Annotated in this window: 21 protein-coding genes and 1 pseudogene; 11 read left to right on the top strand and 11 right to left on the bottom strand. The window is 42.5% G+C overall.

The annotated features are described in order from the left end of the window. Window positions 1-295 precede the first annotated feature (295 nt). Entirely contained in the window at window positions 296-2,389 is a 2,094-nt protein-coding gene (locus tag PTT44_RS12290; RefSeq protein ID WP_168159827.1) for a TonB-dependent receptor, read from the top strand. Window positions 2,390-2,500: 111 nt separating this feature from the next. Here the strand turns inward: PTT44_RS12290 and PTT44_RS12285 are convergent, their stop codons facing one another. The 7 genes from PTT44_RS12285 to PTT44_RS12255 all read right to left on the bottom strand — a co-directional run bounded on the left by PTT44_RS12285 (window position 2,501) and on the right by PTT44_RS12255 (window position 10,922). Then, on the bottom strand, window positions 2,501-2,614 hold the full coding sequence (locus tag PTT44_RS12285) for a hypothetical protein (protein WP_010326689.1): 114 nt from the start codon (window positions 2,612-2,614) through the stop codon (window positions 2,501-2,503). A gap of 204 nt (window positions 2,615-2,818) precedes the next feature. Continuing rightward, entirely contained in the window at window positions 2,819-5,965 is a 3,147-nt protein-coding gene (locus tag PTT44_RS12280) for an efflux RND transporter permease subunit (protein ID WP_168159828.1), read from the bottom strand. Next, a complete protein-coding gene (locus PTT44_RS12275; protein WP_168159829.1) occupies window positions 5,955-7,190 on the bottom strand; it encodes an efflux RND transporter periplasmic adaptor subunit in 1,236 nt (411 codons plus the stop codon). Before PTT44_RS12275 ends, PTT44_RS12280 begins: the two co-directional genes overlap by 11 nt. Window position 7,191: 1 nt before the next feature. Next, complete coding sequence (locus tag PTT44_RS12270; protein WP_168159830.1) at window positions 7,192-8,514, bottom strand: TolC family protein; 1,323 nt, start codon at window positions 8,512-8,514, stop codon at window positions 7,192-7,194. Window positions 8,515-8,561: 47 nt separating this feature from the next. Continuing rightward, window positions 8,562-8,981, bottom strand: a complete 420-nt coding sequence (locus tag PTT44_RS12265) for a cation efflux protein, CzcI-like (RefSeq protein WP_168159831.1) — start codon at window positions 8,979-8,981, stop codon at window positions 8,562-8,564. 65 nt (window positions 8,982-9,046) lie between these two features. Next, on the bottom strand, window positions 9,047-9,955 hold the full coding sequence (locus PTT44_RS12260; RefSeq protein ID WP_136143601.1) for a cation diffusion facilitator family transporter: 909 nt from the start codon (window positions 9,953-9,955) through the stop codon (window positions 9,047-9,049). Between the two features lie 130 nt (window positions 9,956-10,085). After that, the gene (locus PTT44_RS12255; RefSeq protein ID WP_168159832.1) at window positions 10,086-10,922 is read right to left on the bottom strand and encodes an SDR family NAD(P)-dependent oxidoreductase; all 837 of its coding nucleotides are present in this window, start codon (window positions 10,920-10,922) and stop codon (window positions 10,086-10,088) included. 388 nt (window positions 10,923-11,310) lie between these two features. Between PTT44_RS12255 and PTT44_RS12250 the strand changes: the two genes are divergently transcribed. Beyond that, window positions 11,311-11,472: a hypothetical protein gene (locus tag PTT44_RS12250; RefSeq protein ID WP_238952955.1), complete on the top strand. Its 162-nt coding sequence runs from the start codon at window positions 11,311-11,313 to the stop codon at window positions 11,470-11,472. A gap of 210 nt (window positions 11,473-11,682) precedes the next feature. Here the strand turns inward: PTT44_RS12250 and PTT44_RS12245 are convergent, their stop codons facing one another. The 4 genes from PTT44_RS12245 to PTT44_RS12230 all read right to left on the bottom strand — a co-directional run bounded on the left by PTT44_RS12245 (window position 11,683) and on the right by PTT44_RS12230 (window position 16,889). After that, complete coding sequence (locus PTT44_RS12245; RefSeq protein WP_273795659.1) at window positions 11,683-12,570, bottom strand: DMT family transporter; 888 nt, start codon at window positions 12,568-12,570, stop codon at window positions 11,683-11,685. A gap of 238 nt (window positions 12,571-12,808) precedes the next feature. Further along, window positions 12,809-14,086: a DcaP family trimeric outer membrane transporter gene (locus PTT44_RS12240; protein WP_004979717.1), complete on the bottom strand. Its 1,278-nt coding sequence runs from the start codon at window positions 14,084-14,086 to the stop codon at window positions 12,809-12,811. 240 nt (window positions 14,087-14,326) lie between these two features. Further along, window positions 14,327-15,694 (bottom strand): MFS transporter, encoded by a 1,368-nt coding sequence (locus PTT44_RS12235; protein WP_058869586.1) that lies wholly within the window; start codon window positions 15,692-15,694, stop codon window positions 14,327-14,329. Between the two features lie 280 nt (window positions 15,695-15,974). Further along, a complete protein-coding gene (locus PTT44_RS12230) occupies window positions 15,975-16,889 on the bottom strand; it encodes a LysR family transcriptional regulator (protein WP_005399482.1) in 915 nt (304 codons plus the stop codon). A 115-nt stretch (window positions 16,890-17,004) separates the two neighbouring features. Between PTT44_RS12230 and PTT44_RS12225 the strand changes: the two genes are divergently transcribed. From PTT44_RS12225 to PTT44_RS12185, 9 genes and pseudogenes are all read left to right on the top strand, one after another. Beyond that, window positions 17,005-18,114 carry a muconate/chloromuconate family cycloisomerase gene (locus PTT44_RS12225; protein WP_168159834.1) on the top strand — a complete coding sequence of 370 codons (1,110 nt, stop codon included), beginning with the start codon at window positions 17,005-17,007 and terminating at the stop codon, window positions 18,112-18,114. Between the two features lie 29 nt (window positions 18,115-18,143). After that, window positions 18,144-18,434 carry a muconolactone Delta-isomerase gene (catC, locus tag PTT44_RS12220; protein WP_005399484.1) on the top strand — a complete coding sequence of 97 codons (291 nt, stop codon included), beginning with the start codon at window positions 18,144-18,146 and terminating at the stop codon, window positions 18,432-18,434. A 145-nt stretch (window positions 18,435-18,579) separates the two neighbouring features. After that, window positions 18,580-19,500, top strand: a complete 921-nt coding sequence (gene catA, locus PTT44_RS12215; protein WP_168159835.1) for a catechol 1,2-dioxygenase — start codon at window positions 18,580-18,582, stop codon at window positions 19,498-19,500. A 78-nt stretch (window positions 19,501-19,578) separates the two neighbouring features. After that, on the top strand, window positions 19,579-20,976 hold the full coding sequence (gene benA / locus PTT44_RS12210; RefSeq protein WP_062034800.1) for a benzoate 1,2-dioxygenase large subunit: 1,398 nt from the start codon (window positions 19,579-19,581) through the stop codon (window positions 20,974-20,976). Further along, window positions 20,973-21,482 (top strand): benzoate 1,2-dioxygenase small subunit, encoded by a 510-nt coding sequence (gene benB / locus PTT44_RS12205; RefSeq protein WP_168159836.1) that lies wholly within the window; start codon window positions 20,973-20,975, stop codon window positions 21,480-21,482. The genes benA and benB overlap by 4 nt, the downstream gene beginning before the upstream one ends. A gap of 90 nt (window positions 21,483-21,572) precedes the next feature. Continuing rightward, window positions 21,573-22,589 carry a benzoate 1,2-dioxygenase electron transfer component BenC gene (gene benC, locus PTT44_RS12200; protein ID WP_168159837.1) on the top strand — a complete coding sequence of 339 codons (1,017 nt, stop codon included), beginning with the start codon at window positions 21,573-21,575 and terminating at the stop codon, window positions 22,587-22,589. A 15-nt stretch (window positions 22,590-22,604) separates the two neighbouring features. Next, window positions 22,605-23,390 (top strand): benzoate diol dehydrogenase BenD, encoded by a 786-nt coding sequence (benD, locus tag PTT44_RS12195; protein WP_168159838.1) that lies wholly within the window; start codon window positions 22,605-22,607, stop codon window positions 23,388-23,390. A gap of 53 nt (window positions 23,391-23,443) precedes the next feature. Continuing rightward, complete coding sequence (gene benE / locus PTT44_RS12190; RefSeq protein WP_168159839.1) at window positions 23,444-24,670, top strand: benzoate/H(+) symporter BenE; 1,227 nt, start codon at window positions 23,444-23,446, stop codon at window positions 24,668-24,670. 27 nt (window positions 24,671-24,697) lie between these two features. Beyond that, window positions 24,698-25,137: pseudogene (locus PTT44_RS12185) on the top strand (3-oxoacid CoA-transferase subunit A); the annotation flags it as partial.

The following is a 25,137-nucleotide window of genomic DNA, read 5'->3' as shown; positions in this document are numbered from 1 at the left end:
AATTATTGGGAGATAGCTTTGAGTGTGTAGGTTTAGAAATTGAGTTTATAGTTTAACCGCTTGCTTTTAAATTATAACTTTGATCTGCGTTCCATATCTTCATTCGTATTTGATACAGCATATGGTATTGGGACTTTAGCTGACTTGAAACAGTGTATGGTGGATTGGAACCTAAAAGCTTAGATTGATTTATTTCATTTTTTTAAGCCATTTTTCAATTTTAGAGTGATTTTTTAAGCACAAATTTATTAAAATGTTATAACATAACAATACAAAATCTAAGCTACTCTCCTTCATGATGAATAAATTCTCTCTTTTTTCCTCAAGCATATATTTAAGCCTGCTGAGTTCTTTCACTTGGGCCGAAACTTCAACAGAAGTACTCCAGACCATCCAATTGCAAGCCGAAACTGAGGGTGAAAACCTTCAACAAAGCACCGCAATGACTAAGTTTTCACATGACATTTTAGACGTGCCATTTAGTCGAAGTGTGTTATCCAAAGCGTTAATTCAGCAACAAGATGTGCAACGTATTGACGATGCACTCACGCAAGTGAGCGGGGTCTATAGTCAAACCAATTATGGTGGCGGCTTTTGGGATAACTTTTCATTTAGAGGTTTTAGTACAGACCCCAATATTGGGGCACAAATCATCAGAAATGGCCTCAGTGTCAACCGTGGACTCAGTGCTCCGCGAGATATGGTGAATATTGAATCTCTCGACTTTTTAAAAGGGCCAATGGCTGCGCTCTATGGCCGCGGGGAAGCTGGCGGTCTACTGAATATCAACACTAAAAAGCCCGAATGGGAAAGTTCTTCAGAAGTGAATTTACGTGCCAATAGTTTAGAAAAATACCGTGCTAGTTTTGAACATACTGCCCCAATCAGTGATGCTGCGGCTTATCGTATTGCGGTCGCACATGAAGATAATCAAAGTTTTCGTGATCATGTGCAGAGTGAGCGTTGGTTTTTCTCCCCTCAACTCACATGGAAAATTTCAGATTCGACTCAGTTAGATTTTGACAGTGAATTTACCCGACAAGATGGAACCTTCGACCGTGGTGTAAGTAGTTATCAAAAACAATTCGTGATGGACCCTAAAACATTTACAGGCGAACCTGATGATGGTGATCATATTCAAAAAGATCATTTCTATCAGCTTCGACTTGCACATCAGTTTAATGATGATTGGAAAATGAATAATGCTCTTAGTGTGAAAGATACTCAGCTCAAAGGCTTTTCCAGTGAACCTCGTCGTATTCAAAGTGATGGACAGACATTAGAGCGCCAGCGTCGCTACCGTGACAATAAAAGTGATGACATTCTTTTTCAAACTGAAGTTCTTGGGACGATCCAACAAGACTGGGCCCGTCATGAAGTACTTTTGAGCACTGAACTTGGGCAGATGAAGTACCGTCAATTACAACTGCGTCGAAACCACAGCAGTAGCGTGCCAAATAGCATTGATATCTATGATCCTATTTATGGACAATACTTACCCGAGCTGCCACTTTTCATTAACACCGAAGAACAGCAACGCTATTTTGCACTGAATCTACAAGATCAAATTTTCCTCAATGATCAATGGAGTATGCTGTTTGGTGCGCGCTTTGATCACGTCACCCAAGACTTTCAAAATAAACTTGCAGGTACATCCAATAAAAAGGATTTACAACAAACCAGTCCTCGCTTGGGTTTAAACTACCGACTGAATGATCGTTGGTCATGGTATGTCAACTATGGAGAATCCTTTGCGCTCAACAGTGGCATGGACCGAAATGGCGATGTGTTTAACCCTGAAAAAGGCAAAAGCTATGAGATTGGTGGGAAATATCGGATTAACCCACAGAGCTTGTTGAGCTTAGTCCTCTTTAAAATGGATAAAGAGAATGTCTTAACCACAGATCCAGCAGATAGTAACTATCAAATTACCGCTGGAGAAGTCTCAAGTAAGGGGCTAGAGTTGGATTTAGAGACACAGCTCAATGATCAATTCTCTATACGTGCCAATTATAGCTATACAGACGCTCAAGTGGAAAAAGACCAGAGTCTTGCTAAAGGTTCACGACTCAGCAATGTACCAAAACATAGTGGTTCTGTTAGCAGCAACTATGAATGGAACCTTGCTAATGCAGACAAAGTTGGACTCGGTGCAACGGCGATCTATGTGGGCAAACGTAGTGGACACAGTACAGATAACGGATTCGACTTACCTGAGTACACGTTGTTGAATCTAAATGCTTATTATGCGCCAACAGATCAGCTACGTTATCAGTTCAATGTGCACAATCTCTTAGACGAAACGTACTATGTTGCAAGCTATAGCGATATGTGGATTCAACCTGGCGACCCTTTAAATGCATCTATCTCGGTACAATGGAAGTTTTAAAGTTTAAACAACCAGACTTGTCTCGTTAGGAGTTGAGTCTGGTAGTCAGAAAGTAAGATTCAGATCACTTTTTGAAGTATTAGCTGCCTTAGTTTTCTTTAGCGTTAGTATCTACTTCAAAAAGTATTCCCAAATGATAAATCCAAGAAAAAATCCAAGAAACGAATATAAAGTAATGATAAAGAATACAAACCAAGCTCTATTTTTCTTCAGTAAAAAGTTCATTTTCAATACCTCAACGCTCTATCTATATTCATTATTCTAAGGTTTCCTATAGGAAAGGACAGATACAGTTCTTTGTGAAAAAAATATAACAGACTATAACAGATTTGCCATTTTAACTCCCAAAAGCGATCAGGCTGATATCAAGTACTATAAAAAAGCATGAGGAGACTATTTTGCCTCCCCATGCTTCAACTGATTAAGGAATTAAACTTTCGTTTCTTTCTTTGCATTCATCCAACGATACAACACTGGTAATAGCACCAAGGTCAATAACGTCGAAGAAATAATTCCACCAATCACCACGGTCGCCAGTGGACGTTGGACCTCTGCCCCTGTGCCCGTGGCAAGCGCCATGGGAACAAAACCTAAGGACGCCACACAAGCGGTCATTAAAACAGGCCTTAATCGCAGAATCGCTCCCTGCCAAACGGCTTCATGTAAGCGGTATTGCTCTCTTAGCTCTTTAATGAAGGTCAGCATGACCAAACCATTTAAAACGGCAACGCCAGACAAGGCAATGAAACCAATGCCCGCCGACATTGACAAAGGAATGTCTCTTAACCACAAGAAAAGCACACCACCAGTTAGGGCAAATGGAACACCCGTGAACACCAGCAAGCTTTCTTTGATGTTATGGAAAACGGCCATCAGCAAAATAAAGATCGTCAATAATGCCAGTGGAATCACAATCTGCATTCGAGCCTGCGCCGAGGCCAAGTTTTCAAATTGACCACCATATTCAATCCAGTAGCCACTTGGTAGTGGGTATTGCTTAAGCTGACTTTGTACTTCTGTGACAAAAGAACCCAAATCGCGCCCTTCCACATTCGCCGTGACAATCACACGACGTTTGCCATTTTCACGACTGACTTGGTTGATGCCATCCATCATTTTTACAGTGGCAATATCAGTGAGCAGAATGCTGCCACCGTTCGGAAGCTGTATTGGCAGTTGCGCAATCCCACTGACACTACGGTCTTGTTCATTGAGTCGAATGACAAAGTCAAAACGGCGGTCTCCCTGTAAAATTTCACCGACATTTTGCCCGCCAATGCTTGCTGATACATAGTCTTGTACGGTTTTGACACTTAGGCCATATTGCGCTGCCAAGCTTTTATCAATTTCCACATTGAGCAAAGGTAAACCCGATGTTTGTTCAACTTTAACTGCTGTACTGCCTGAAACTTGTTGAATCAATTTACTGATTTTTTCAGCTTCCGCACTTAATACTTGCATGTCATCGCCAAAGATTTTGACACCGACATCGCTACGTACACCCGATATTAACTCATTGAAACGCAGTTCAATTGGCTGAGAAAACTCACTGTTGTTACCGGGTAACGTTGCTAAATAGGCCTGCATACGGCTACGCAGTTCATCGAGTGTTTCTTTTGGATTTGGCCATGCATCACGGGGTTTCAGCATGACGTAACCATCTGAAATATTCGGAGGCATTACATCGGTCGCCACTTCAGCTGTGCCTGTTCGCGCAAAAATAGCGTGTATCTCAGGGAATTTTTTCAGAAGTAGCTTTTCCGTATTTTCCTGAATACGAAGTGATTCTTCTAAGCCTGTGCTTGGAGAGCGCAGTTGCTGTACAGCAAAGTCACCTTCACTCAGTTGCGGTGCAAACTCACTGCCGATACGCGTTGCAAGTAATCCTGTCAACATCAACAAGCACAGTGCAAAGGTTAAAACCACCGCTTTATACTGATAGGCACAGTCCAATACCCGCTGATAATGATCCTTTAGCCACAGCATCCAACGGCTTTCAGTTTCTTTGATGTCACCTTTAACAAAAAGTGCGACAGCCGCAGGCACAAAGCTGATCGACAAAATAATGGCCGCGACTAATGCAAGCACAACAGTCAACGCCATTGGGTGGAACATTTTTGCTTCTACGCCAGTCAGTGCAAAAATCGGTAAATACACCACTAAAATAATCAGTTGACCAAAAATAAGTGGACGGCGGGCTTGGCGCGCTGCCAAAAACACTTCTTTAAAGCGTTCCGACTGAGTTAACGGACGTTTGATTAACTGCTGTGCATGTGCTAAACGGCGAATACAGTTTTCAACAATCACCACTGCGCCATCGACAATAATACCGAAATCCAATGCCCCTAAACTCATTAGGTTGGCACTGATGTTCTGCTGTGCCATACCCGTTAAAGTAAACAGCATAGACAGTGGAATCACACAGGCTGTAATTAACGCCGCACGAATATTACCTAAGAATAAAAACAGGATCACAATCACCAAGATTGCGCCTTCAACCAAGTTCTTTTGCACTGTTTTAATGGCTTTTTCCACCAAAGTCGTGCGGTCATAAACGGTTTCTATTTTGACACCTTGCGGTAAACTGCTTTGCACCTCTTGAATTTTGGCATCTACAGCTTTAGACACCGTTCGGCTGTTTTCCCCCATCATCATCATAGCAATGCCGAGTACAGTTTCTTCTCCATTATAGGTTGCGCCTCCTGTTCGGAGGTCATGGTCAATTGAAACCTGCGCAATATCCCCCACACGAATGGGGTTTCCATTTGGGCTGGAAACCGTTGTATTTTCAATGTCTGCAAGACTGTTGAGTGTCCCTGGAACACGCACTGTGAGCTGCTGACCATTTTCTTCAATATAGCCGGCACCACGGTTTTCATTATTTTCCTGTAATGCTGTTTGTAGTTGACTTAAGGAAATATTCAACTGCTGCATACGGTTTAAGTCGGGAGCAACCACATAGGTTTTATTAAACCCGCCAATACTGTTGACCTCGGCAACCCCCGCAACACGTTGCAATTGTGGACGAACGATCCAATCTTGGATCTCCCGCAAGTCCATCGCGCTATAAGTTGTACCATCGGCTTTTTTTGCATTCGGTTCGGCTTTAATGACCCATTGATAAATTTCACCTAAACCCGTCGAAACTGGTGACATGGTTGGGGAAACATCGCTAGGTAAGTCCGCTTTGACTTCTTGTACCCGCTGATTAATCTGCTGACGTGCCCAATAGATGTCTGTGCCATCCTCAAATACGATGGTGACTTGGGACAAACCATAACGTGAAATAGAACGAGTCAGCTGTAAATCTGGAATACCAGCCATTGCAGTTTCAATTGGATAGGTAATCCGCTGCTCAACCTCCAGTGCGGTAAAACCATTGGCTTGGGTATTAATTTGTACTTGCGTATTGGTAATATCGGGCACTGCATCAATCGGCAGTTTTTGATAGCTATAAACTCCGACCGCAATCCATGTACAGACAAAGAGCATGACCCAAATTGCATTTTGAATAGAGAACTGAATAATTCGTTCAAACAAGCCTTCAGGCTTGGGCAAATCATGATTAGTGTGCATGATCAGCCTCGCCTTTTTCGAGTTCAGACTTAAGAACAAAGCTGCCTTGGCTGACATAGCGTTGTCCTGCTATTAGGCCTGAAATCACTTCCACCCATTGAGCGTCATTTGAAGCTTGCCCAAGTTGAACAGGCTGCGCTTTCAAATGGACTTGTCCTTTTTGTTCAGCGTCGACCACAAATACCGAAGTTTGACCTTCAATGTTTTGAATAGCACTTTTATGGACGCGAAGCGCTGTTTTTGAACTGGTATTGTCTAAAAAGATATTCACTAAAACATTTGGACGTAGTTCAGCCGCTTGGCTTTTTAATTTAGCACGTACCACCAAACGTCCTGTTTGCGCATCGGCTTGAGAAGTTAAGCTTTGGATGACGGCTTCATATTTTTGCTCAGAAGCATTCGGCTTAAATGTCAGACTCTGATTGGCTTGTAACTGACCTGAGTACTGAGCAGGCAGATTAAACTCAAGCCATAACTCTTTAAATTGTTCAATCACAAAAAGCTGATCGGCCAATTGTACGTTTTCACCCACTACGATATCTTTTTGGCTAATCACACCTGAAATGGGGGCTTTAATGGCAAAACGACCATTTCCTCCACCTGTTGCCCCTAGGGCGTTTAAGCGGCTTTGCGCGGACTGCACAGTAATCTGCGCTTGTCGGTAAGCATTTTCTGCTCGTTGGTAATCTTGCTTGGCAGAAATGCCCTGTGACCATAACTGCTGTTCACGTTGATAATCTTGACGTGCCAAATCCAAACTGGCTTGAGCCATCCGCAAATTGGCCTGTTGATCGATCAGCTCGGGTACAGACAGTACAGCTAAGTTTTGTCCTTTTTGTACGTTTTGACCAAGTTCAACATTCACCTGTTCCACATGCCCACCAAAGTTTGGCGAAATATGTGCTTGCTGATCGGTATTAACCACAAGCTTTCCGGGTAGCACGGTGACTTGAGACACCACACCTTGTTGAGCTGAAGCGATTTGAATGCCTTGCTCTGTCAGTTGCTGCGCCGTCAGTTGAATTTCACCTTCCTCGGCATGTCCTTTTTCTGCCTCGGGTTCATCCGCATGTTCAGATTCTTCATGTTCGGCATGCGCATGTTCATCGGTAGTTTTATCTTTTGAGCTAAACCAAATTCCTATAGCAATAAGGAGTGTTACTAGAAGCAAAAGCCCAATCATCAATGGCTGTGATATTTTTCCAAATTGGTTTTTTAGTTGCATATTATTGTGCTCCGCCAAGGATGAGGTCTTGTATTTGTGCGATTGAATTTTTACTGATTTGGCTATAAGCATCTGAACTACTGATCTGTTCGTAGCTAGTACCAAGGCTGAGAGCTTCTGCGCTCAATGCGGTCTGCCAAGCTTGACGTAATAGCTGCAACTGCCCAAGGCGTATGCTTTGCAGTTGTGAGTTAGCTTGTTGGATGTCGGTAATGGACAGTTTTCCCGCTTTAAAACCTTGCAACGTACGGACTTGCACTTGTTCTGCCAAAGTGGTTTGTTGGCTCATCGAACTGAACTGTTTGTTTAGCCCTTTGAGCTCATGCATGGCATTGGCGATATCTAAAATCTGCTGTTTTAACTCACGCTGTTGCTGCTGATTCAACAGGCTTTGCTGACGCTGGGCCATCGGAATGCTGTATTGCTGACGGTTAAAAATATTCAGCGGAATATCCACGCCAACACCTAATGTGGTATCACTGCTTTCATTCGGTGCTTGGCTTCGTTTCATGCCGACATTTAAAGTCGGATTGGAACGTGCCTGCACTTTTAAACTTTCAATGTTTAAATTGGACTGTTGAATGTTCAGTGCATACAGCTTTTCCAACCAGCCTGCAGCTATATAGCGCTGTACTGTGGCATCGCTTTGATCTGGCCATGGCATTGAGGTCGCATTGAGCTGAATATCGGCTTTGGTTTCGCCCCAAAGGTTTGAGAGTTGACGCTGTGCTACTTGTTCTGCCAATACCGCTTGTTGGTATAAGCGCTGCATATCCAAACTTTCGATTTGCGCACGTTCATAGTCAACCAAAGCAATACTGCCCGCTTGATAACGTTTTTTGGCACTGTCTAAATTGTTTTGACTCACTTTGAGTTGTGCTGCGTACAGCGATTTTTCAACTTGTGCCAAAGCCAACTGAGACCATGCAAATTTCACCACCAATTGGCTTTGTGCTGTCCACAGTTGTTGCTGTAACTGCCCTTGTTGCTGCGCTGTTTCTGCGAGTTTTTGATTGAGCTTACGCTGTCCAAACACATCTAAGGGCTGACTGATGGCAATACTGAGCTCTTGATCGGTATTTGAACCAAAACCATCTTGATTGATATTTAAGCTAGGATTTTGCCATAGGCCACTGTTTTTGATGTTCAGCTCTGTAATGCTTTGACGTTGTTGCCCAATGTCACTTTGGTTTTGATAACGCTCTACTTTTGCTAAAGCTTCATCCAAAGTCTTGATCGGTTCGGCAAAACTCCATTGCATCGCTGCTGTTGTTATGCCCACAGCAAGGGCTTGGCGTATAAACGCCTTAAATTGATTCGACATGCTTTTTCCCACTAATTTTTAGAAGAAGTGGTGGGAAATGTTTTAGGCTACCCCACCATTAGCGGGGAATGTTCAGGAGGAGGATGTTGCCCCAATAAATCAGGGGCTTGATAAGCATTGTGCCAAAAAAACTGCGGACGCTCACGAAGTTCAAGCGCGAGTGGCAGTTGATAGTTTTTTTCTTTCGGAATAATCAAATGTGCCATTGAGGGCAAATGATCTTGATGATCTTCACCCAATTCAAACTGATCATTTACCGTTTGAGTATGGCTATCGGCACTGCTTTGCTGGTGTGCCTTATCATCAGACACACACAAGGTAGTTTGATGGTGGCCAAAATGAAAACTTTGTTGTGTCACGACTTGAGCTTTTTGTTCTTCATGGACGCAAAAAGCTGCCGCCACGTTCCAAAGACTTTGGAACATGAATAAAGCAACTAAGACGCTAATCCATGTGGTAGAACGCATAATGTCGTACTAAAATAAAGTGACGCTATTGTAAAGCCTAGACTAAGTCTAAGGTCAAGTCTTTTTTAATGACTATGTTCATGTTGGTGTGGATGGCATTCATCTTCTTCAATCTGCAAAGTCACTTGCGTAATCCCATGCTCATGCCCCAATAACTCCACAGCTTGGTGGTATAAAGCTCTCTGATCTACATCAGGTGCAATCAAATGCGCTGTTAAATGCACATTCTTAGAGGTAATGGCCCAAACTTTAAGCTGGTGAATACCTTGTACACCCTCTAAAGCCAGCAAGTCATTGCGTAAAGATTCGATATCAATTTCACTTGGTACACCTTCGAGCAAAATATTGATACTTTGTTTTAGTAACACCCAAGTTCGAGGTAAGACCCAAAAGCCAATCAAGACAGCAATAACGGTATCTACCCACATCCAACCTGTGAAATAAATCACCAGTGCGCCAATGATCACACCCACAGAGCCTAAGGCATCGCTGAGCACCTCAAGATAAGCCCCTTTCACATTTAAGCTGTCTTGGCTGCTCGACACCAAAATTTTCATTGAAATCAGATTGATGATTAAACCCAAAGCCGCAACAATCAGCATGCCCAAGCTTTGAATTTCGGGTGGCTGACTAAAACGCTGGTAGGCTTCATATAAAATGTAAATCGCCACTACAAACAACATCATGGCATTAAACAAAGCTGCCAATATTTCAAACCGTTGATAGCCAAAAGTACGTTTATCATCGGCAGGCTTTTGCCCAATTTTGATGGCTGCTAAAGCAATGGCTAAAGCAGCGGCATCGGTAAACATATGCGCCGCATCGGACAGTAAGGCCAAGCTTTGCGTGATAAATCCTGCAACCACTTCAACAATTAAGAAGGTGAACGTCAAGGCAAGTGCAATGGTTAATTTCTTGGCATTTTTTGCAGTCACTTCAACATGACTGTGATCATGGTTATGAGAACCACTCATGTAGGACTCCTTATCATTTTATTTAACGGAATGCTTCACCATTGAAATCGAAGCTTTTTTTAATTTAAAAATTACTCGATTTAGCATACTCGGTTAAAACAATAAAATCACCTTTCATGTGAATACGTCTTTATTTACGGCGTTTTTTACCTGTCAAAAAGTTCATGGCCTGCGTATAGCCTGTTGGTGTAATACGCTGTACCAGATCGATAATTTTGGCATCTGTTCCAATTAAGACTCGGCGCTGGTCTTTTTTTACAGCCTTTAAAATGGCCTGTGCTGCCACATCTGGCGGAGTTTTAAGCATTTTATTGAAAGAACGGCTGGCACGCTCTGGGTTCATACCCAGCGCACGAATACTGTCACTCATTCGAGCACTATTGGCAATATTAGTACGTATACCACCGGGATGAACACAAGTTGCGCTAACGCCACAGTCTTGCAAATCTAACTCTTGACGCAGTGCCTCGGTAAAACCACGGACAGCAAACTTTGTCGCATTATAGGCACTTTGGGTAGGCTGAGCAGTGAGCCCAAATAAACTTGAAATATTCACAATATGCCCAGAGCCACTTTGTTTTAAGTAGGGTAAAAAAGCTTTGGTTCCATACACCACACCCCAAAAGTTGATGTTGAAAATCCACTCGGCATCTTCATAGCTCAGACCTTCAACAGTACTCGCTAATGCGACCCCTGCATTATTAAAAACTAAATTGACCTGTCCGAAATCCTGCTGACACTGCTTTGCCCAATCATCTACAGCCTTACGGTCTGAAACATCAAGTTTTGTGAGCGTGACTGAAACAGGATAATCTTTGACGTGGTTTAAGGTTTCCGCCAAACCCTGTTCATTGAGATCACTGAGTGCCAAATGTGTACCTTGTTTAGCCAGTTGAATCGCCAACTGCTGCCCAATGCCAGAACCTGCGCCTGTGATCGCAGCCACTTTATTTTCAAAATTTTTCATAATGCTCTCTAAATATCGTTTTAAACTTAAATGTCATGCTGAAGGTTCAAGTACTTTGGTTCTATGCAGACAAGGTCTATTTTAGTTAATGTACAAAAATTATAGGCATGAACGAAATGATCATTTCTAATCATTCAGTATGTATAAAATTCATGAGTGGTATTTAAAATATAAGATCATTTTTTATTTTGTTTGTGTTCTTAAGTGATAGGACTCTAAAAACTAAAATCAAGTTGCTGATACATACTGTCCTCACAGGTTTTAGACTATAACAGCCCTAAGCAATTCTGCTTCATCTGTTATATTTTTTTAATCTTGTTTTTGTATCTGTTTCATCAGTCTTTTGCTTTGCATAATGTACTCATCACCTCAGTTGAGTGCAGTAACCATGAAAGATCTAGACTCAAAAAAACCAGCAAAATATGCAGATAGTTCAATTTCAGATAAAGCTTTTAAAAACATGATTATCTGGTTTGCGATTTACTGTGGGCTTTTTTGTATAGGTGTGATTTTCTTTGTCGGTGCAGATCAAAACTTCCTTCTTCAGTAAGAATCTGAAGCTTGTTACACTGATATAAACATCTAAATTTTGGCCTCAGAATTGAATTTTACGAGAAGTATAGGCTTTGGAGATTAAACCTAGACATGGGTTTAATCTCTATTTTTTTGAGTTGAATACTAGTAAAACGGCAGTTAAATTATATTTTGAATGGTTATTGTCATTACAAATGAATGACAGAGGTTGTGTAAAGATCAGACTTCAAGCCCAAATCACTAAAAATGCAGCAATCAACACCAATACAATACCGAGATGTTCAGCGCGTGCCAGCTTTTCTTTAAAGAAGTAGGCTGAAATCAACATACTAAAAATAATCTCAACCTGCCCCAAGGTTTTTACAATAGGCACGGACTGCATACTCATGGCACTAAACCAACCCAGTGACGCCAAAAAACTACATAAGCTGACACGAAATGTAAGTCCAATACGCTGCCACATGGCCCATAACGTTGCACGGCGAAATATACCCAAATACATTAAAAGTAAAAAGCACTGTGTCCCAATTACCATTAAGAGCACCCAAGCTGCACGGTGAATAAATGGTAAATTATCTAGTTCTAAACTTGCCTCACGTACCAAGAGCGAGGTAATGGCAAAACATAAACCACTACCGATACCTATACACAAGGTTGGTACGGAAAAATCAGAAAAGTCCCGCCCTTTGGACATTAAAAAAACTGCGAAGCCTCCCACGGCAACCCCAAACCAGCCTAAAAGGCTTAAATGATCAGATAAAAAGACTACAGCAATAATCGCAGCAAGTACTGCTTCACTTTTAGCAAGACCCACTCCAATTGCATAATTTTTTTGCTTAAAAAGTTGCACCATCAATGCTGTTGCTGCAATTTGGCTCAACGCCGCAATAAGCACATAGATAGCAAAACGGAGATTGAAATGGACGGAATCTGTTACAGGTTGGAAATGGTAAAGACAACTGATGTAAATCAGTGCTAAAGGTAAAGCAAAGATGAACCGCGCTAGAGTTACTCCATAAACATCTACAGTAGTACTGAGTTGCTTTTGAAAAGCGTTGCGCCAAGCCTGCATGAAAGCGGCCATAAGCGTAAAAAGAATCCATGTTATTGTCATCAAGTACTCTATATACAGTTACTTACCTCACCTAATGTAACCCGTTGATGACAACACATGTGCTTTATTTTCATGACTTATTCTTATGTGACAAATAACTTAAGTTCTGATGAAACTTCGACTATTGCATTACATGTGCAACATCTTTTCAAATTGAGTATCGAGTAAATTAAACGGCAATACATAAAAAGCCGAAGGAGTTATCCTTCGGCTTCTATGTGAAATTTCACTTCAAGTATTAGAAGTTATAAATCGCAACCAAGTTCACACGGTTGTCTTCACCTTTTTTACTACCATTTGCCGCAGGTGCAAACGCTTCACGCTCACCGTAGACATACTCTACGCCAAGGCTAACAGGCTGAACTGGGCTATAGAATAAATTACCCCATGCTTGCCATAAGTTTTTATTGATTTTGGTATCATCAGCTACAGCATCAAGGTAGTCCTGATTTTTATCAAAAGTCATATAACCATAAGCCAAAGTGCCACGTAATTTGTCATTAAACTTCTGTGTTAAACCGACAGTAATTGAGTCAAACTCACTTTGTTCAATACTTGTGCCTGTTGCAACAACGCCAGGGTTTGTAAAGGATACAAAGCTGCTATCACCTTTGACATGGTAGTAGTCCGCTTTCACAGAAGTTACAGGGGTGATGTCAAATTTGGCACCAACACCTACGCCATACGCCCACTCTTCTTGATTTTGAATACGTTTTTCATGCGCCATTGCACGTCCACTAACTGAAAGTGCATCATTAAACTTATGATTCAGTCGTCCTGTAAATGCAGGCATACGTTGACTCATGCTGGCATCTTTCGGGTCTTCCACTGCCGCGACTAAGTTAGTATTTGGCGTGAATTTATGGGTATAACGCACTTGAGGTGTACGTTTAATTGAAGCACCCACATAAGCCAAAGCATCAATCGTTTCAGGGATATAGTCTGGAGTCGCAAAGTTTGACCACGTTTGACCAATTAGCCAGTTGCCATAGTTTAAATACGCATGACGAATACGTAAATTATCAAGGTTTGTACCGCCTAAAAAGTCGACCTCAATTTTGGCATTTAAGTTCTGATCGGCGACTGGCGCTTTAAAGTCCAAACCTAATCGCGTTGCTGAAAGGGTTGATCTTAAACGATCGCTATTTTCAGCATTTCCTTCTAAAGGTACACTATTGATTTGGTTATAGGGCATATCACGAGCACCACCTTCAGCTTGATACGATGCGTCCATTCGAACATTACCATATAAGTTGAACTCTGCCCCACCTTTGGTCAAACCTAAACCCGTTTTTTCAACCGTTTTTGGCGTCGTCAACACTTGACGTTCAACAGCGCTCAATTGAACAGCTTGCTGCTGTTGTTGCTGCGTATTCTGTTGAAGCATTTGTTTTAACGCATTAATTTCATTTCTAAGCTGCTCAATCTCTGCCGTTGTATTGGTTTGTGCATGTAATGCTGCACTACTTAACATGGATAAAGTGACAACTAAAACGTTCTTCTTAAATTGTTTCATTTAACACGGGTCCTGTGTATTTAAGTCTGTCCTGACTTTTACTCTTTAATATTTAGCTCTCTTTTTCATCGCTGTTTTCTAACGCAATGCATTTCTTTTAATACTTTAAAATGAAACTTTTTATCGCATTAAAAATCGCGTTAAAAAACAACTTCTAAAAAGCAAATTGATTTTAACAGTTCATACAGTTTTTGAAATGAGCCTACTACTAATGCACTAGACTCATGGGTTCAGTATTATTTAATTGGCTGTGGATTTAACTGCATCAAACACTTGTTTTGACTTGGTTTTTTCACCATCTACAGATACTTTTAAGTTGACCATAAACACGGCCAAAGCCGCAATCACACCAGGTATCGCAATCACGAGAAAATTCATTTGATGTGGCAACTCAAAAGTTAACAATGCACCTGTCAGCACAGGTCCAACAATTGCGCCAATGCGTCCTATGCCTGAAGCCCAGCCCATACCTGTAGAGCGCACCGCAGTTGGATAGAACTGTGCAACAAAGGTATACAGTAGAATTTGTGAACCAATAGTTGCTGCGCCTGCAATCGCAATTAAACCGTACAGCACCATTTGTGGGCTGTTGAAACCAAGTAGAATCAGTGCAATAGCACCCACGGTGAACATGGTTGTCAAAACTGGTTTTAAGTGGAAACGGTCTGCGAGCGCACCGCCGCCAATTGCTCCCACCATACCGCCAATATTTAAAGCAAATAAGAAAATCATACTCGCACCAAGCGAATAACCTGCTTGAATCATTAGTTTTGGTAACCAGCTTCCAAGCGCATAGACCATGAGTAAGCACATAAAGAATGCCACCCAAAACATCATGGTGCTAAAGGTACGGCCTTGTTGGAACAATGCTTTTAATGGAGCATCATCACCAGCAACAGGTTCGTTGAGCTTAAATGTCGTTTCAGGCTGAATAGCTTGCTCAGGTGCAATTTTTTGCACAATTTCACGGACTTTTTCAGTTTCACCCTTTTTAGTCAGGAACATTAAAGACTCAGGTAAAAACTTCCAAAGAATAGGTAAAGCCAGAAATGGAATGATGGCGATATAGAACATGATTTTCCAACCATAGTCTGTTACCAACCATGCACCCAGTAAGGCTGATGTCATGCCACCAATAGCATAACCACTGAACATAACCGCAACGAGTGTGCTACGAATACGCTTCGGAGCATATTCAGTCATGAGTGCGACCACGTTTGGCATCACCCCGCCAATGCCAAGTCCCGCAAGAAAACGTAAAATACCAAACTCAATAGGATTGCTTGCAAATGCGCCTAGAAAGGTGAAGCCACTAAAAATAGCCACACAAATCATAATGGTCTTTTTACGGCCCAATTTGTCAGACAACGTCCCAAAGCTCATTGCACCGAACATCATGCCAAACAAAGCTGTACTCGCAAGTAAGCCTGCTTGTACTGCACTGAGTCCCCACTCTTGCATTAGAAGTGGCAACGCCACACCATAGATGACTAAATCATAACCGTCAAAAATAATAATCAGTAGACACCAAATGAGTACACTCCAATGAAAGGGCGTAAATTTGGCTTCATCGACCACCGTGTTGATGTTAACTGGATTTGTATTCACTTTAAGCCTCCTGCTTGCGAATGTTTGTTGCTGTGCACATTGCAGCAAAAGTAGCTTTCTTGTCCAAAACCGAATAACTCTATATTTATACCTTTAAGGTCGGTTAAGGTTTTTATTGTTTTAAATAAATAGCTTATATAAGCCATGATTGCAGTGAGAGACAGAAAATAAGCAAAACCAAGCGAAAATGACTATAAAAAAAGCCATCCGCAAGGATGGCTGAAATGGCTCATTTTAAAATGTAGACTTTCAAAGTATCGTGGAATTTAAATCCCCAAGTTTAGATAAATGCACGGTCATATTTGATCGCTTCAAGGTCATAGACCTGATAAATACAATCAAATAATGAACGAATATCTTCGCTTTCATCCATGGAACGAATCGCCAGAAAAATGGGACTGGTCGCTGCATCATCTAAGATTGGAATATAGTTCAAATGCGGCAGTTGAATGGTTCGTGCACTTTCTGGAACCACACAAATTCCTTCCCCTGCGGCAACCAACCCCAGTGCCAACTGTATTTCACGAACTTCTTTTAAATGTTTGGGTTCCAGTCCATATTCTGAAAACAGCCCTTGGACTTGAGTAGAAAAGTTTGGCTTGGGATGACTTGGATAAAGAAATAAGTTTTGATCGACCAAATCCGACAGGTACACGCCTTGTTTTTGCGCCGTCAAAGGATGGCTAGAATGTGCCGCTAACATCAACGGTTCTTCACGCAGTAAAACCCGACGCACAGCAGGATCGGAAATGCGTAAGCGTCCAAAGCCAACATCAATCCGCCCTTCTTTTAAGGCCTGAATTTGATCCTTGGTACTCATTTCGATCAATTCGATTTTTAAATGTGGCTGCTGTTGGCGAAATAAATACACAATTTTAGGCAATAAACCATATAACAACGATCCCACAAAGCCCATGGTCACCGTTTTTTCAACCAAGCCTACACGTTGTGTCATGGCTTTGACTTCTTCGGCATTAGACAAAAGTTTAACAGCGTGTTGATAGAAGAATTGTCCTGCTTCCGTGGTCTTGAGTGGACGGCTGCCACGTTCAAATAATTGCACCCCCAATTCAGCCTCTAGATTTTGTATCTGGCGGCTTAAAGGAGGCTGTGCAATGAATAATTTTTCAGCAGCTTTGGTAAAACTCTGCTCTTCTACAACAGCTACATAGTAGCGGAGGTGTCTCAATTCCATGACTATTTATACCTTTAAGATATATTAAAATGCTAATTTGATCTTCGACAGTTCATATTTATTCTTTTAAGGTATATCAAATCAGGTACACAACGCAAGGCTGCGCAGAGTTAAGATGTATAAATCTATAGAAACCTTACTCGTCGAAATCCCCACTATTCGCCCACACAAAATGGCGGTAGCGACTATGCAAACGCAAACGCTTGTCTTGGTGAAAATCAGCACTGAAGATGGCTTTGTCGGTTGGGGTGAAGCGACAACAATTGGCGGACTGGGCTACGGTGAAGAAAGCCCAGAAAGTATTAAGACCAATATTGAAACTTATTTTGCACCTTTATTGAAGTCCCTTAAAGCTCAAAATATCGCACAAACCATGCGTGTTTTGAAAAAAAATATTAATGGTAACCGTTTTGCCAAATGTGCAATTCAAACCGCTCTACTCGACATCCAAGCGCAACGTTTAGATTTACCCCTTTCTGAAGTATTAGGTGGTCGCTTACGTGACAGCTTACCTGTACTTTGGGTGTTGGCATCTGGTGACACTGAAAAAGATATTGCTGAAGGCCGAAAAATGATTGAGGCAAAACGCCACAATATTTTCAAACTTAAAATCGGTTCACGCCGTGTAGAAGAAGATGTTGAACATGTTCTTGCGATTAAACAAGCACTGGGTTCGGACATTTCTATCCGTGTCGATGTGAACCGTGCATGGTCTGAGCTAGATGCTATTAAAGGTATTCAACTCCTACAAAATGGTGGTGTTGACCTGATTGAGCAGCCGTGTGCGATTGACAACATTGATGCAATGCAGCGTTTAACACGACGTTTTGATCTTGCCATCATGGCGGATGAATCGCTTATGGGGCCGAGCTCAGCTTACCGTTTAGCCAAAACCAATGCGGCCTCTGTTTTTGCAGTCAAAGTGGCTCAGTCTGGTGGACTAATCGAAGGTCATGAAGTGGCGAAGATTGCCAACTTAGCAGGTATAGATTTGTATGGCGGAACGATGCTTGAAGGTGCAGTCGGCACGATTGCTTCGGCACATTTGTTCTCGACTTTTGAAAATTTAGCTTATGGCACAGAGTTATTCGGTCCACTGCTGTTAACCCAAGATATTTTAAAAAACCCACTTCAATACACTGACTTCGCCTTGCATTTACCCCAAGGCAAAGGACTCGGTATTGAACTGGATGAAAACAAGATTGATCAGCTACGCCGCGCTTAAGCGACGTCTTAACCGTTTAGGAGTTACACATGCTTTTTCACGTACGTATGGATGTAAACATTCCACTGGATATGCCTGCTGAAACTGCCAGTGAAATTAAAGCAGTCGAAAAAGCATATTCGCAAGAGCTACAAGCTCAAGGCAAATGGCGACATATTTGGCGTATTACAGGTCAGTACTCAAACATCAGCATTTTTGATGTAGACAGCAATGAAGAGCTACACAACATTTTGCAAGGTTTACCCCTGTACCCGTATATGAACATTGAAGTGATGCCTTTGAACCGACATCCATCGTCTATTCGTGAAGATGATCGTTAATTGAAAAAAGATTTTATGCAATTTAATCACTGGAACGTAGTGAATATTCCAGTGAAAGAAATTAACAAGGAACGTGGCAGCTAAGCTTTTCAACCTATTCATAAAGCTAGCCACCACACAGCAAACATACTTAAGGAGCACTAGTATGAATCGTCAACAGATTGATGCATTAGTCAAAACAATGAATGTGGATACAGCAACAGGTTCTGTAGACGCACGTACTCAACAAATTGTGGTTCGCCTATTGGGTGACTTATTCCAAGCGATTGAAGACTTAGATTTGAGCCAAACTGAAGTTTGGAAAGGTCTGGAATACTTTACCGATGCAGGCCAAGCCAACGAACTTGGTTTACTTGCGGCTGGTCTTGGTCTTGAGCACTATCTTGACTTACGTGCAGATGAAGCCGATGCCAAAGCAGGCATTACAGGTGGAACACCACGTACCATTGAAGGTCCTTTATATGTAGCTGGTGCGCCTGAATCGGTTGGATTTGCACGTATGGATGATGGTTCTGAAGAAGGTAAAATTCCGACTCTGATTATTGAAGGGACCGTGACTGACACTGATGGTCAGATTGTTGAAGGTGCAAAAGTTGAGGTTTGGCATGCCAATAGCTTAGGCAACTACTCTTTCTTCGATAAGTCACAATCAGACTTCAATCTACGTCGTTCAATCATGAGTGACCAAGATGGTAAATACGTTGCTCTCACTACGATGCCTGTCGGTTATGGCTGCCCACCAGAAGGGACAACTCAATTTGTATTGAACAAGTTAGGTCGTCACGGTAACCGTCCTTCGCACGTACATTACTTCGTTTCTGCACCAGGCTACCGCAAGTTAACCACCCAATTCAACATTGAGGGTGACCAATACCTGTGGGATGACTTTGCATTTGCAACACGTGAAGGCTTAGTGGCTACCGCTGTCGATATTACCGATGAAGCTGAAATTGCGCGCCGTGGTTTAAGTGGTCCATTCAAACACATTCAATTCAATGTTGAACTGGTGAAAGACCAAGCGGCTGCACCATCAACTGAAGTTGAACGTCGTCGCGCTAGCGCTTAATTACCCTTGGAACCGAAATAGCCACTGCAAAGTCGCATTTCGGGGACTTCCTCACTTTTGGAAAGTCGGAGAACGGACATGCCACGTATCCCAGTTATTAATACTAGCCATCTCGATCGTATCGATGAATTACTTGTCGACAACTTTGAAACAGGCGAATTCAAACTTCATCGTTCAGTGTTTACTGATCAAGCCCTTTTTGACCTAGAAATGAAGTATATCTTCGAGGGTAACTGGGTTTACTTGGCACATGAAAGCCAAATTCCAAATAACAATGACTATTACACGACGTATATTGGCCGTCAGCCTATTCTGATTGCACGTAACCGTAATGGTGAACTCAATGCCATGATCAATGCCTGTTCACACCGTGGTGCACAGCTTTGTCGTAATAAACGTGGCAATAAAGCAACTTATACATGCCCTTTCCATGGTTGGACATTTAACAACTCAGGCAAACTTTTAAAAGTGAAAGACCCTGCCGACGCAGGTTATTCAGACTGTTTTAACCATGAAGGTTCACACGATCTGAAAAAAGTTGCACGTTTTGGCAACTATAAAGGTTTCTTGTTCGGTAGCTTAAATCCAGATGTTCCCTCTTTAGAAGAGTACTTAGGCGAAACCAGTAAAATCATTGACATGATTGTGGATCAGTCTGAACAAGGTCTTGAAGTTTTACGTGGCGCGTCTACCTACACTTATGAAGGCAACTGGAAACTAACTGCAGAAAATGGCGCAGATGGTTATCACGTTTCTGCGGTGCACTGGAACTATGCAGCGACCACTCAACAACGTAAAGAAAAACAAGCGGGTGACAATATCCGTGCCATGAGCGCAGGCGCTTGGGGTAAACAAGGCGGTGGTTCATACGGTTTTGACAATGGTCACATGCTGCTTTGGACACAATGGGCGAACCCAGAAGACCGTCCAAACTTCCCGAAAGCTGACGAATACTCTGAAAAATTTGGCGAAGCAATGTCGAAGTGGATGATTGAGCGCTCACGCAACTTATGTCTTTATCCGAACGTCTATTTGATGGATCAATTCGGTTCACAAATTCGTGTACTCCGCCCGATTTCAGTCAATAAAACTGAAGTCACGATTTACTGTATCGCACCTGTAGGTGAAAACGCGGAAGCACGTACGCGTCGTATTCGCCAGTACGAAGACTTCTTCAATGCCTCAGGCATGGCAACACCAGATGATTTAGAAGAATTCCGTGCATGCCAAGCAGGCTACGCAGGCATTGAACTGGAATGGAATGATATGTGCCGCGGTTCAAAACATTGGATCCATGGTCCAGATGATGCTGCCAATGAAATTGGTCTAAAACCAAAACTTTCAGGTGTCAAAACTGAAGATGAAGGTCTCTACCTTGCTCAGCACCAACACTGGTTAGACATGATGAAAATTGCAATTGCCAATGAAAAAACACTGGCTGTTGAAACTGCAAATGAACAAGGAGAAGTGGCATGAATGCTCCTACAACACTCAATACCGTTAGCACCGAACAAGTCAGCCAGTTTCTGTATCAAGAAGCACGCTTTTTAGATGATGAGCAATGGGACGATTGGCTTGCATGCTATGCCCCTTCAGCATCGTTTTGGATGCCTGCATGGGATGACGACGATACCCTGACTACGGATCCGCAGTCTGAAATTTCACTGATTTACTACCCAGACCGCCAAGGTTTAGAAGACCGTGTGTTCCGCATTAAAACTGAACGCTCTTCTGCGACCATGCCAGACACGCGTACTTGTCACAATGTGAACAATATCGAAGTGATTGAGCGTGATGGCGACAAAGTTACCGTCCGTTTTAACTGGAATACGCTGAGCTTCCGCTACAAAACCAGTTATAGCTACTTTGGTATGTCGCGTTATGAAATCGACTTTTCAGGTGAAAAACCACAAATTTTAAGCAAATACGTGGTACTGAAAAACGATTACATCAACCAAGTGATTGATGTTTATCACCTCTAAGTTTTAGCCACACATCCTTAGTATGCTTTCAGCCAAATGGAGTTTTGGCTGAGAGTTCCAAGTTTCAACGTTTTTAAAGGATATTCAGCCATGTCAAACCACAATGTTGCACTTCAATTTGAAGATGGCGTAACGCGTTTTATTACCGTGACTCAAGGTGAGTCTTTATCAGATGCCGCTTACCGCCAAAAAATTAACATTCCGCTAGACTGCCGTGATGGTGCATGTGGGACTTGCCGCGCTTTTTGCGAATCTGGTAGTTATGACATGCCTGAAGAGACGTATATTGAAGATGCATTAACTCCAGAAGAAGCGGAACAAGGCTATATTTTAGCTTGCCAATGCCGTCCAAGCTCGGATGCCGTATTCCAAATTCAAGCTTCATCTGAAGTCTGCAAAACCGAAATTCATCAGTATCAAGGCACTTTAGTCGCTGTTGAAAACTTATCAGAATCGACCATTACTTTTGATATTCAGTTGGATGAAGGTCAACCTGATATTCATTTCCTAGCGGGTCAATATGTCAACGTCGGCATCCCAGAGACAACAGAAACGCGTTCCTATTCATTCAGCTCGAAACCGGGCAACCGTTTAACTGGCTTTGTGGTCCGTAATGTGCCGAATGGTAAAATGAGTAGCTTTTTAAGTGGTGCTGCCAAAGCCGGTGACAAAATGACTTTTACTGGTCCATTTGGTAGCTTCTATTTGCGTAATGTGGTTCGTCCTGTGGTTATGCTTGCAGGCGGTACTGGTATTGCCCCTTTTATGTCTATGCTGCAGATTTTAGAAGAAAAAGGCGCTGAACACCCTGTTCGTTTGGTGTTTGGTGTGACCAATGACTTCGATTTAGTTGCTTTAGAACAGCTCAATGCCCTCCAAGCTAAACTTCCATGGTTTGAATACCGTACCGTGGTTGCAAGTCCAGACTCTGCACATGAGCGTAAAGGTTATGTGACTGGGCACATTGACAATGAATGGCTCAATGGCGGTGATGTTGATGTCTACCTTTGTGGTCCTGTCCCTATGGTTGATGCTGTTCGTAGTTGGTTAGATAGCGAAGGCGTAAAGCCTGCAAACTTCCTGTTTGAAAAATTCTCTGCAAACTGATTGGGGCCACTTATCATGTCTGATCGTCAAAGATTTTTAAACAAAGTAGTGATTGTGACTGGTGCCGCTCAAGGCATTGGTCGCGGTGTTGCACTCCAAGTGGCTAATGAAGGTGCGCAAGTTGTTTTAGCCGACTTATCTGACTATGTCGATGAAACATTAGCAGAAATTGAAGCAAAACAAGGTAATGCAATAACTGTCAAAGCCAACCTTGAAACCTTCGCAGGTGCTCAAAGTGTTGTAGACAAAGCACTTGAAGTCTATGGCCGTGTCGATGTGCTCATCAACAACGTCGGCGGTGCAATTTGGATGAAACCTTTTGAAGAGTTTTCTGAAGAAGAAATCATCAAAGAAGTGAATCGCTCATTATTTCCAACGCTGTGGTGTTGTCGTGCTATTTTACCTGAAATGATTAAAAATCAGAAAGGTACGATTGTAAATGTGTCTTCTATTGCGACTCGTGGCATTAACCGTGTGCCCTATTCGGCATCCAAAGGTGGGGTTAATGCCCTTACTGCATCACTTGCTTTTGAGCATGCCAAAGATGGGATCCGAGTGAATGCGGTTGCGACAGGTGGAACCGAAGCACCGCCGCGTAAAGTGCCACGTAATGCAAATCCACTGTCTGAAAATGAAAAGTCATGGATGCAACAAGTGGTCGATCAAACCATTGATCGTAGTTTTATGAACCGTTATGGCACGATTCAGGAACAAGTGAATGCGATTGTATTCCTTGCTTCAGATGATTCGTCATATATGACAGGTACAGTTATTCCTGTCGGCGGTGGCGATCAAGGCTAATTGATCGTTACATTATTTTATATACAGGATCATGTCTGCATGGAGGCAAATGAATGGCTACCCTGTTTAAAACTTTGAAAGAAGATTGGTCTATTTCAGCCACTGTCGCAGGATTTTTGGCAGTGCTGATTTCCTATTCAGGACCACTCATTATCTTCTTTCAGGCTGCGCAACAAGCTCAGGTTTCCCCGACCATGATGATTTCATGGATTTGGGGTATTTCTATTGGAGCAGCCGTGGCAGGAATATTTCTTTCCATTAAGTTCAAAGTCCCTGTGATTACAGCATGGTCTGCGCCGGGTACGGCTTTGTTGGTCACGCTGTTCCCGAATATTAGTCTGAATGAAGCTGTAGCCGCTTATATTACCTCAGCCGTGGTGATTTTCCTGATCGGGATCAGTGGTTACTTCGATAAATTATTGAAATGGATTCCGCAGTCAGTAGCCGCGGGGATGATGGCAGGTATTCTATTTCAGTTTGGTTTGGGATTGTTTAGTGCAACTGACAGTATGCCGATTATTGTGTTTAGCATGCTGTTTGTATTTTTAGTCGCAAAACGAATTTCACCGCGCTATAGCATGCTTTGGGTACTGCTTTCAGGTGTGGCCTTGAGCTTTGGGCTTGGTGAAATGAATGCGGTGAGTTTAGATTTCCAACTTGCTATTCCTCAGTTCATTAGCCCTGAATGGACTTGGCACTCCACCTTAAACCTTGCCCTACCTTTGATTTTAGTCAGTCTAACGGGACAGTTTTTACCAGGCATGGCCATCATGAAACTGAGCGGTTATGACATGCCTGCCAAGCCAATTATTACCACCACCAGTATTGTGTCTTTAGCTGTTGCATGTGTCGGCGGTATCACCATTGTTTTAGCGTCAATTACGGCTGCACTGTGTATGGGCAAAGATGCGCATGAGTTAAAAGAAAAGCGTTATATCGCAGGCGTTGCTAATGGCATTTTCTATATTTTCGGTGGTTTGTTTGCAGGCAGTATCGTTCTGCTATTCAGCTTGTTGCCGAAAGAGCTTGTTGCCGCTTTGGCTGGCTTGGCCTTATTGGGTGCAATTTCAACCAATATCGCTGTAGCCATGAAAGATGAATCTCAACGAGATTCTGCCCTCATTACTTTTTTAGCTACGGCTTCAGGTATGCATTTTTTAGGCTTAAGTTCCGTTTTTTGGGGCATCGTCATTGGTTTAACTGCGCATCTGATTTTAACCAAACATAGTCCTGAAGTTTCAGCTTTAGCTTCACGCTCCAATCCAAGTTCTAAAAGTTAATAGGTACGCTGTGCCTAGGACAATATTATGATTGATAAAAGTTCAGCTTCTTTAACAGAAGCACTTTCACAAATAAAGGATGGCTCAACCATCATGATTGGTGGTTTTGGTACAGCAGGACAACCTGCTGAACTGATCGATGGCTTAATTCAACTCGGTATCAAAGACCTCACCATCGTTAGCAACAATGCTGGTAATGGTGACTATGGTTTAGCCAAGCTGCTGAAAGCCAGTGCCGTGAAAAAAGTCATCTGTTCGTTCCCACGTCAGTCCGACTCTTGGGTCTTCGATGAACTCTATCGTGCAGGCAAAATCGAATTGGAACTGGTGCCTCAAGGCAACTTGGCCTGTCGTATTCAAGCCGCAGGTATGGGGTTGGGCGCAGTGTTCACCCCCACTGGCTACGGTACCTTATTGGCTGAAGGCAAAGAAACCCGTCACATCGACGGTAAAGATTATGTGTTGGA

Source organism: Acinetobacter sp. Gutcm_16 (assembly GCF_028649355.1).
GTDB classification, from domain to species: Bacteria; Pseudomonadota; Gammaproteobacteria; order Pseudomonadales; family Moraxellaceae; genus Acinetobacter; species Acinetobacter johnsonii.
The sequence above is the reverse complement of the archived record's forward strand: the minus strand, read 5'-3'. Positions and strand labels throughout refer to the sequence as shown.

What these genes read in the sequence shown, in the direction of transcription:
- catA (WP_168159835.1), top strand. Translation starts at nt 18,580, where the DNA reads ATGAATCGTCAACAGATTGATGCATTAGTCAAAACAATGAATGTGGAT.
- PTT44_RS12285 (WP_010326689.1), bottom strand. Translation starts at nt 2,614, where the DNA reads ATGAACTTTTTACTGAAGAAAAATAGAGCTTGGTTTGTATTCTTTATC.
- benE (WP_168159839.1), top strand. Translation starts at nt 23,444, where the DNA reads ATGGCTACCCTGTTTAAAACTTTGAAAGAAGATTGGTCTATTTCAGCC.
- catC (WP_005399484.1), top strand. Translation starts at nt 18,144, where the DNA reads ATGCTTTTTCACGTACGTATGGATGTAAACATTCCACTGGATATGCCT.
- PTT44_RS12250 (WP_238952955.1), top strand. Translation starts at nt 11,311, where the DNA reads ATGAAAGATCTAGACTCAAAAAAACCAGCAAAATATGCAGATAGTTCA.
- PTT44_RS12225 (WP_168159834.1), top strand. Translation starts at nt 17,005, where the DNA reads ATGTATAAATCTATAGAAACCTTACTCGTCGAAATCCCCACTATTCGC.
- benB (WP_168159836.1), top strand. Translation starts at nt 20,973, where the DNA reads ATGAATGCTCCTACAACACTCAATACCGTTAGCACCGAACAAGTCAGC.
- PTT44_RS12275 (WP_168159829.1), bottom strand. Translation starts at nt 7,190, where the DNA reads ATGCAACTAAAAAACCAATTTGGAAAAATATCACAGCCATTGATGATT.
- PTT44_RS12270 (WP_168159830.1), bottom strand. Translation starts at nt 8,514, where the DNA reads ATGTCGAATCAATTTAAGGCGTTTATACGCCAAGCCCTTGCTGTGGGC.
- PTT44_RS12265 (WP_168159831.1), bottom strand. Translation starts at nt 8,981, where the DNA reads ATGCGTTCTACCACATGGATTAGCGTCTTAGTTGCTTTATTCATGTTC.
- PTT44_RS12230 (WP_005399482.1), bottom strand. Translation starts at nt 16,889, where the DNA reads ATGGAATTGAGACACCTCCGCTACTATGTAGCTGTTGTAGAAGAGCAG.
- PTT44_RS12240 (WP_004979717.1), bottom strand. Translation starts at nt 14,086, where the DNA reads ATGAAACAATTTAAGAAGAACGTTTTAGTTGTCACTTTATCCATGTTA.
- benC (WP_168159837.1), top strand. Translation starts at nt 21,573, where the DNA reads ATGTCAAACCACAATGTTGCACTTCAATTTGAAGATGGCGTAACGCGT.
- PTT44_RS12280 (WP_168159828.1), bottom strand. Translation starts at nt 5,965, where the DNA reads ATGCACACTAATCATGATTTGCCCAAGCCTGAAGGCTTGTTTGAACGA.
- benA (WP_062034800.1), top strand. Translation starts at nt 19,579, where the DNA reads ATGCCACGTATCCCAGTTATTAATACTAGCCATCTCGATCGTATCGAT.
- benD (WP_168159838.1), top strand. Translation starts at nt 22,605, where the DNA reads ATGTCTGATCGTCAAAGATTTTTAAACAAAGTAGTGATTGTGACTGGT.
- PTT44_RS12255 (WP_168159832.1), bottom strand. Translation starts at nt 10,922, where the DNA reads ATGAAAAATTTTGAAAATAAAGTGGCTGCGATCACAGGCGCAGGTTCT.
- PTT44_RS12290 (WP_168159827.1), top strand. Translation starts at nt 296, where the DNA reads ATGATGAATAAATTCTCTCTTTTTTCCTCAAGCATATATTTAAGCCTG.
- PTT44_RS12260 (WP_136143601.1), bottom strand. Translation starts at nt 9,955, where the DNA reads ATGAGTGGTTCTCATAACCATGATCACAGTCATGTTGAAGTGACTGCA.
- PTT44_RS12245 (WP_273795659.1), bottom strand. Translation starts at nt 12,570, where the DNA reads ATGACAATAACATGGATTCTTTTTACGCTTATGGCCGCTTTCATGCAG.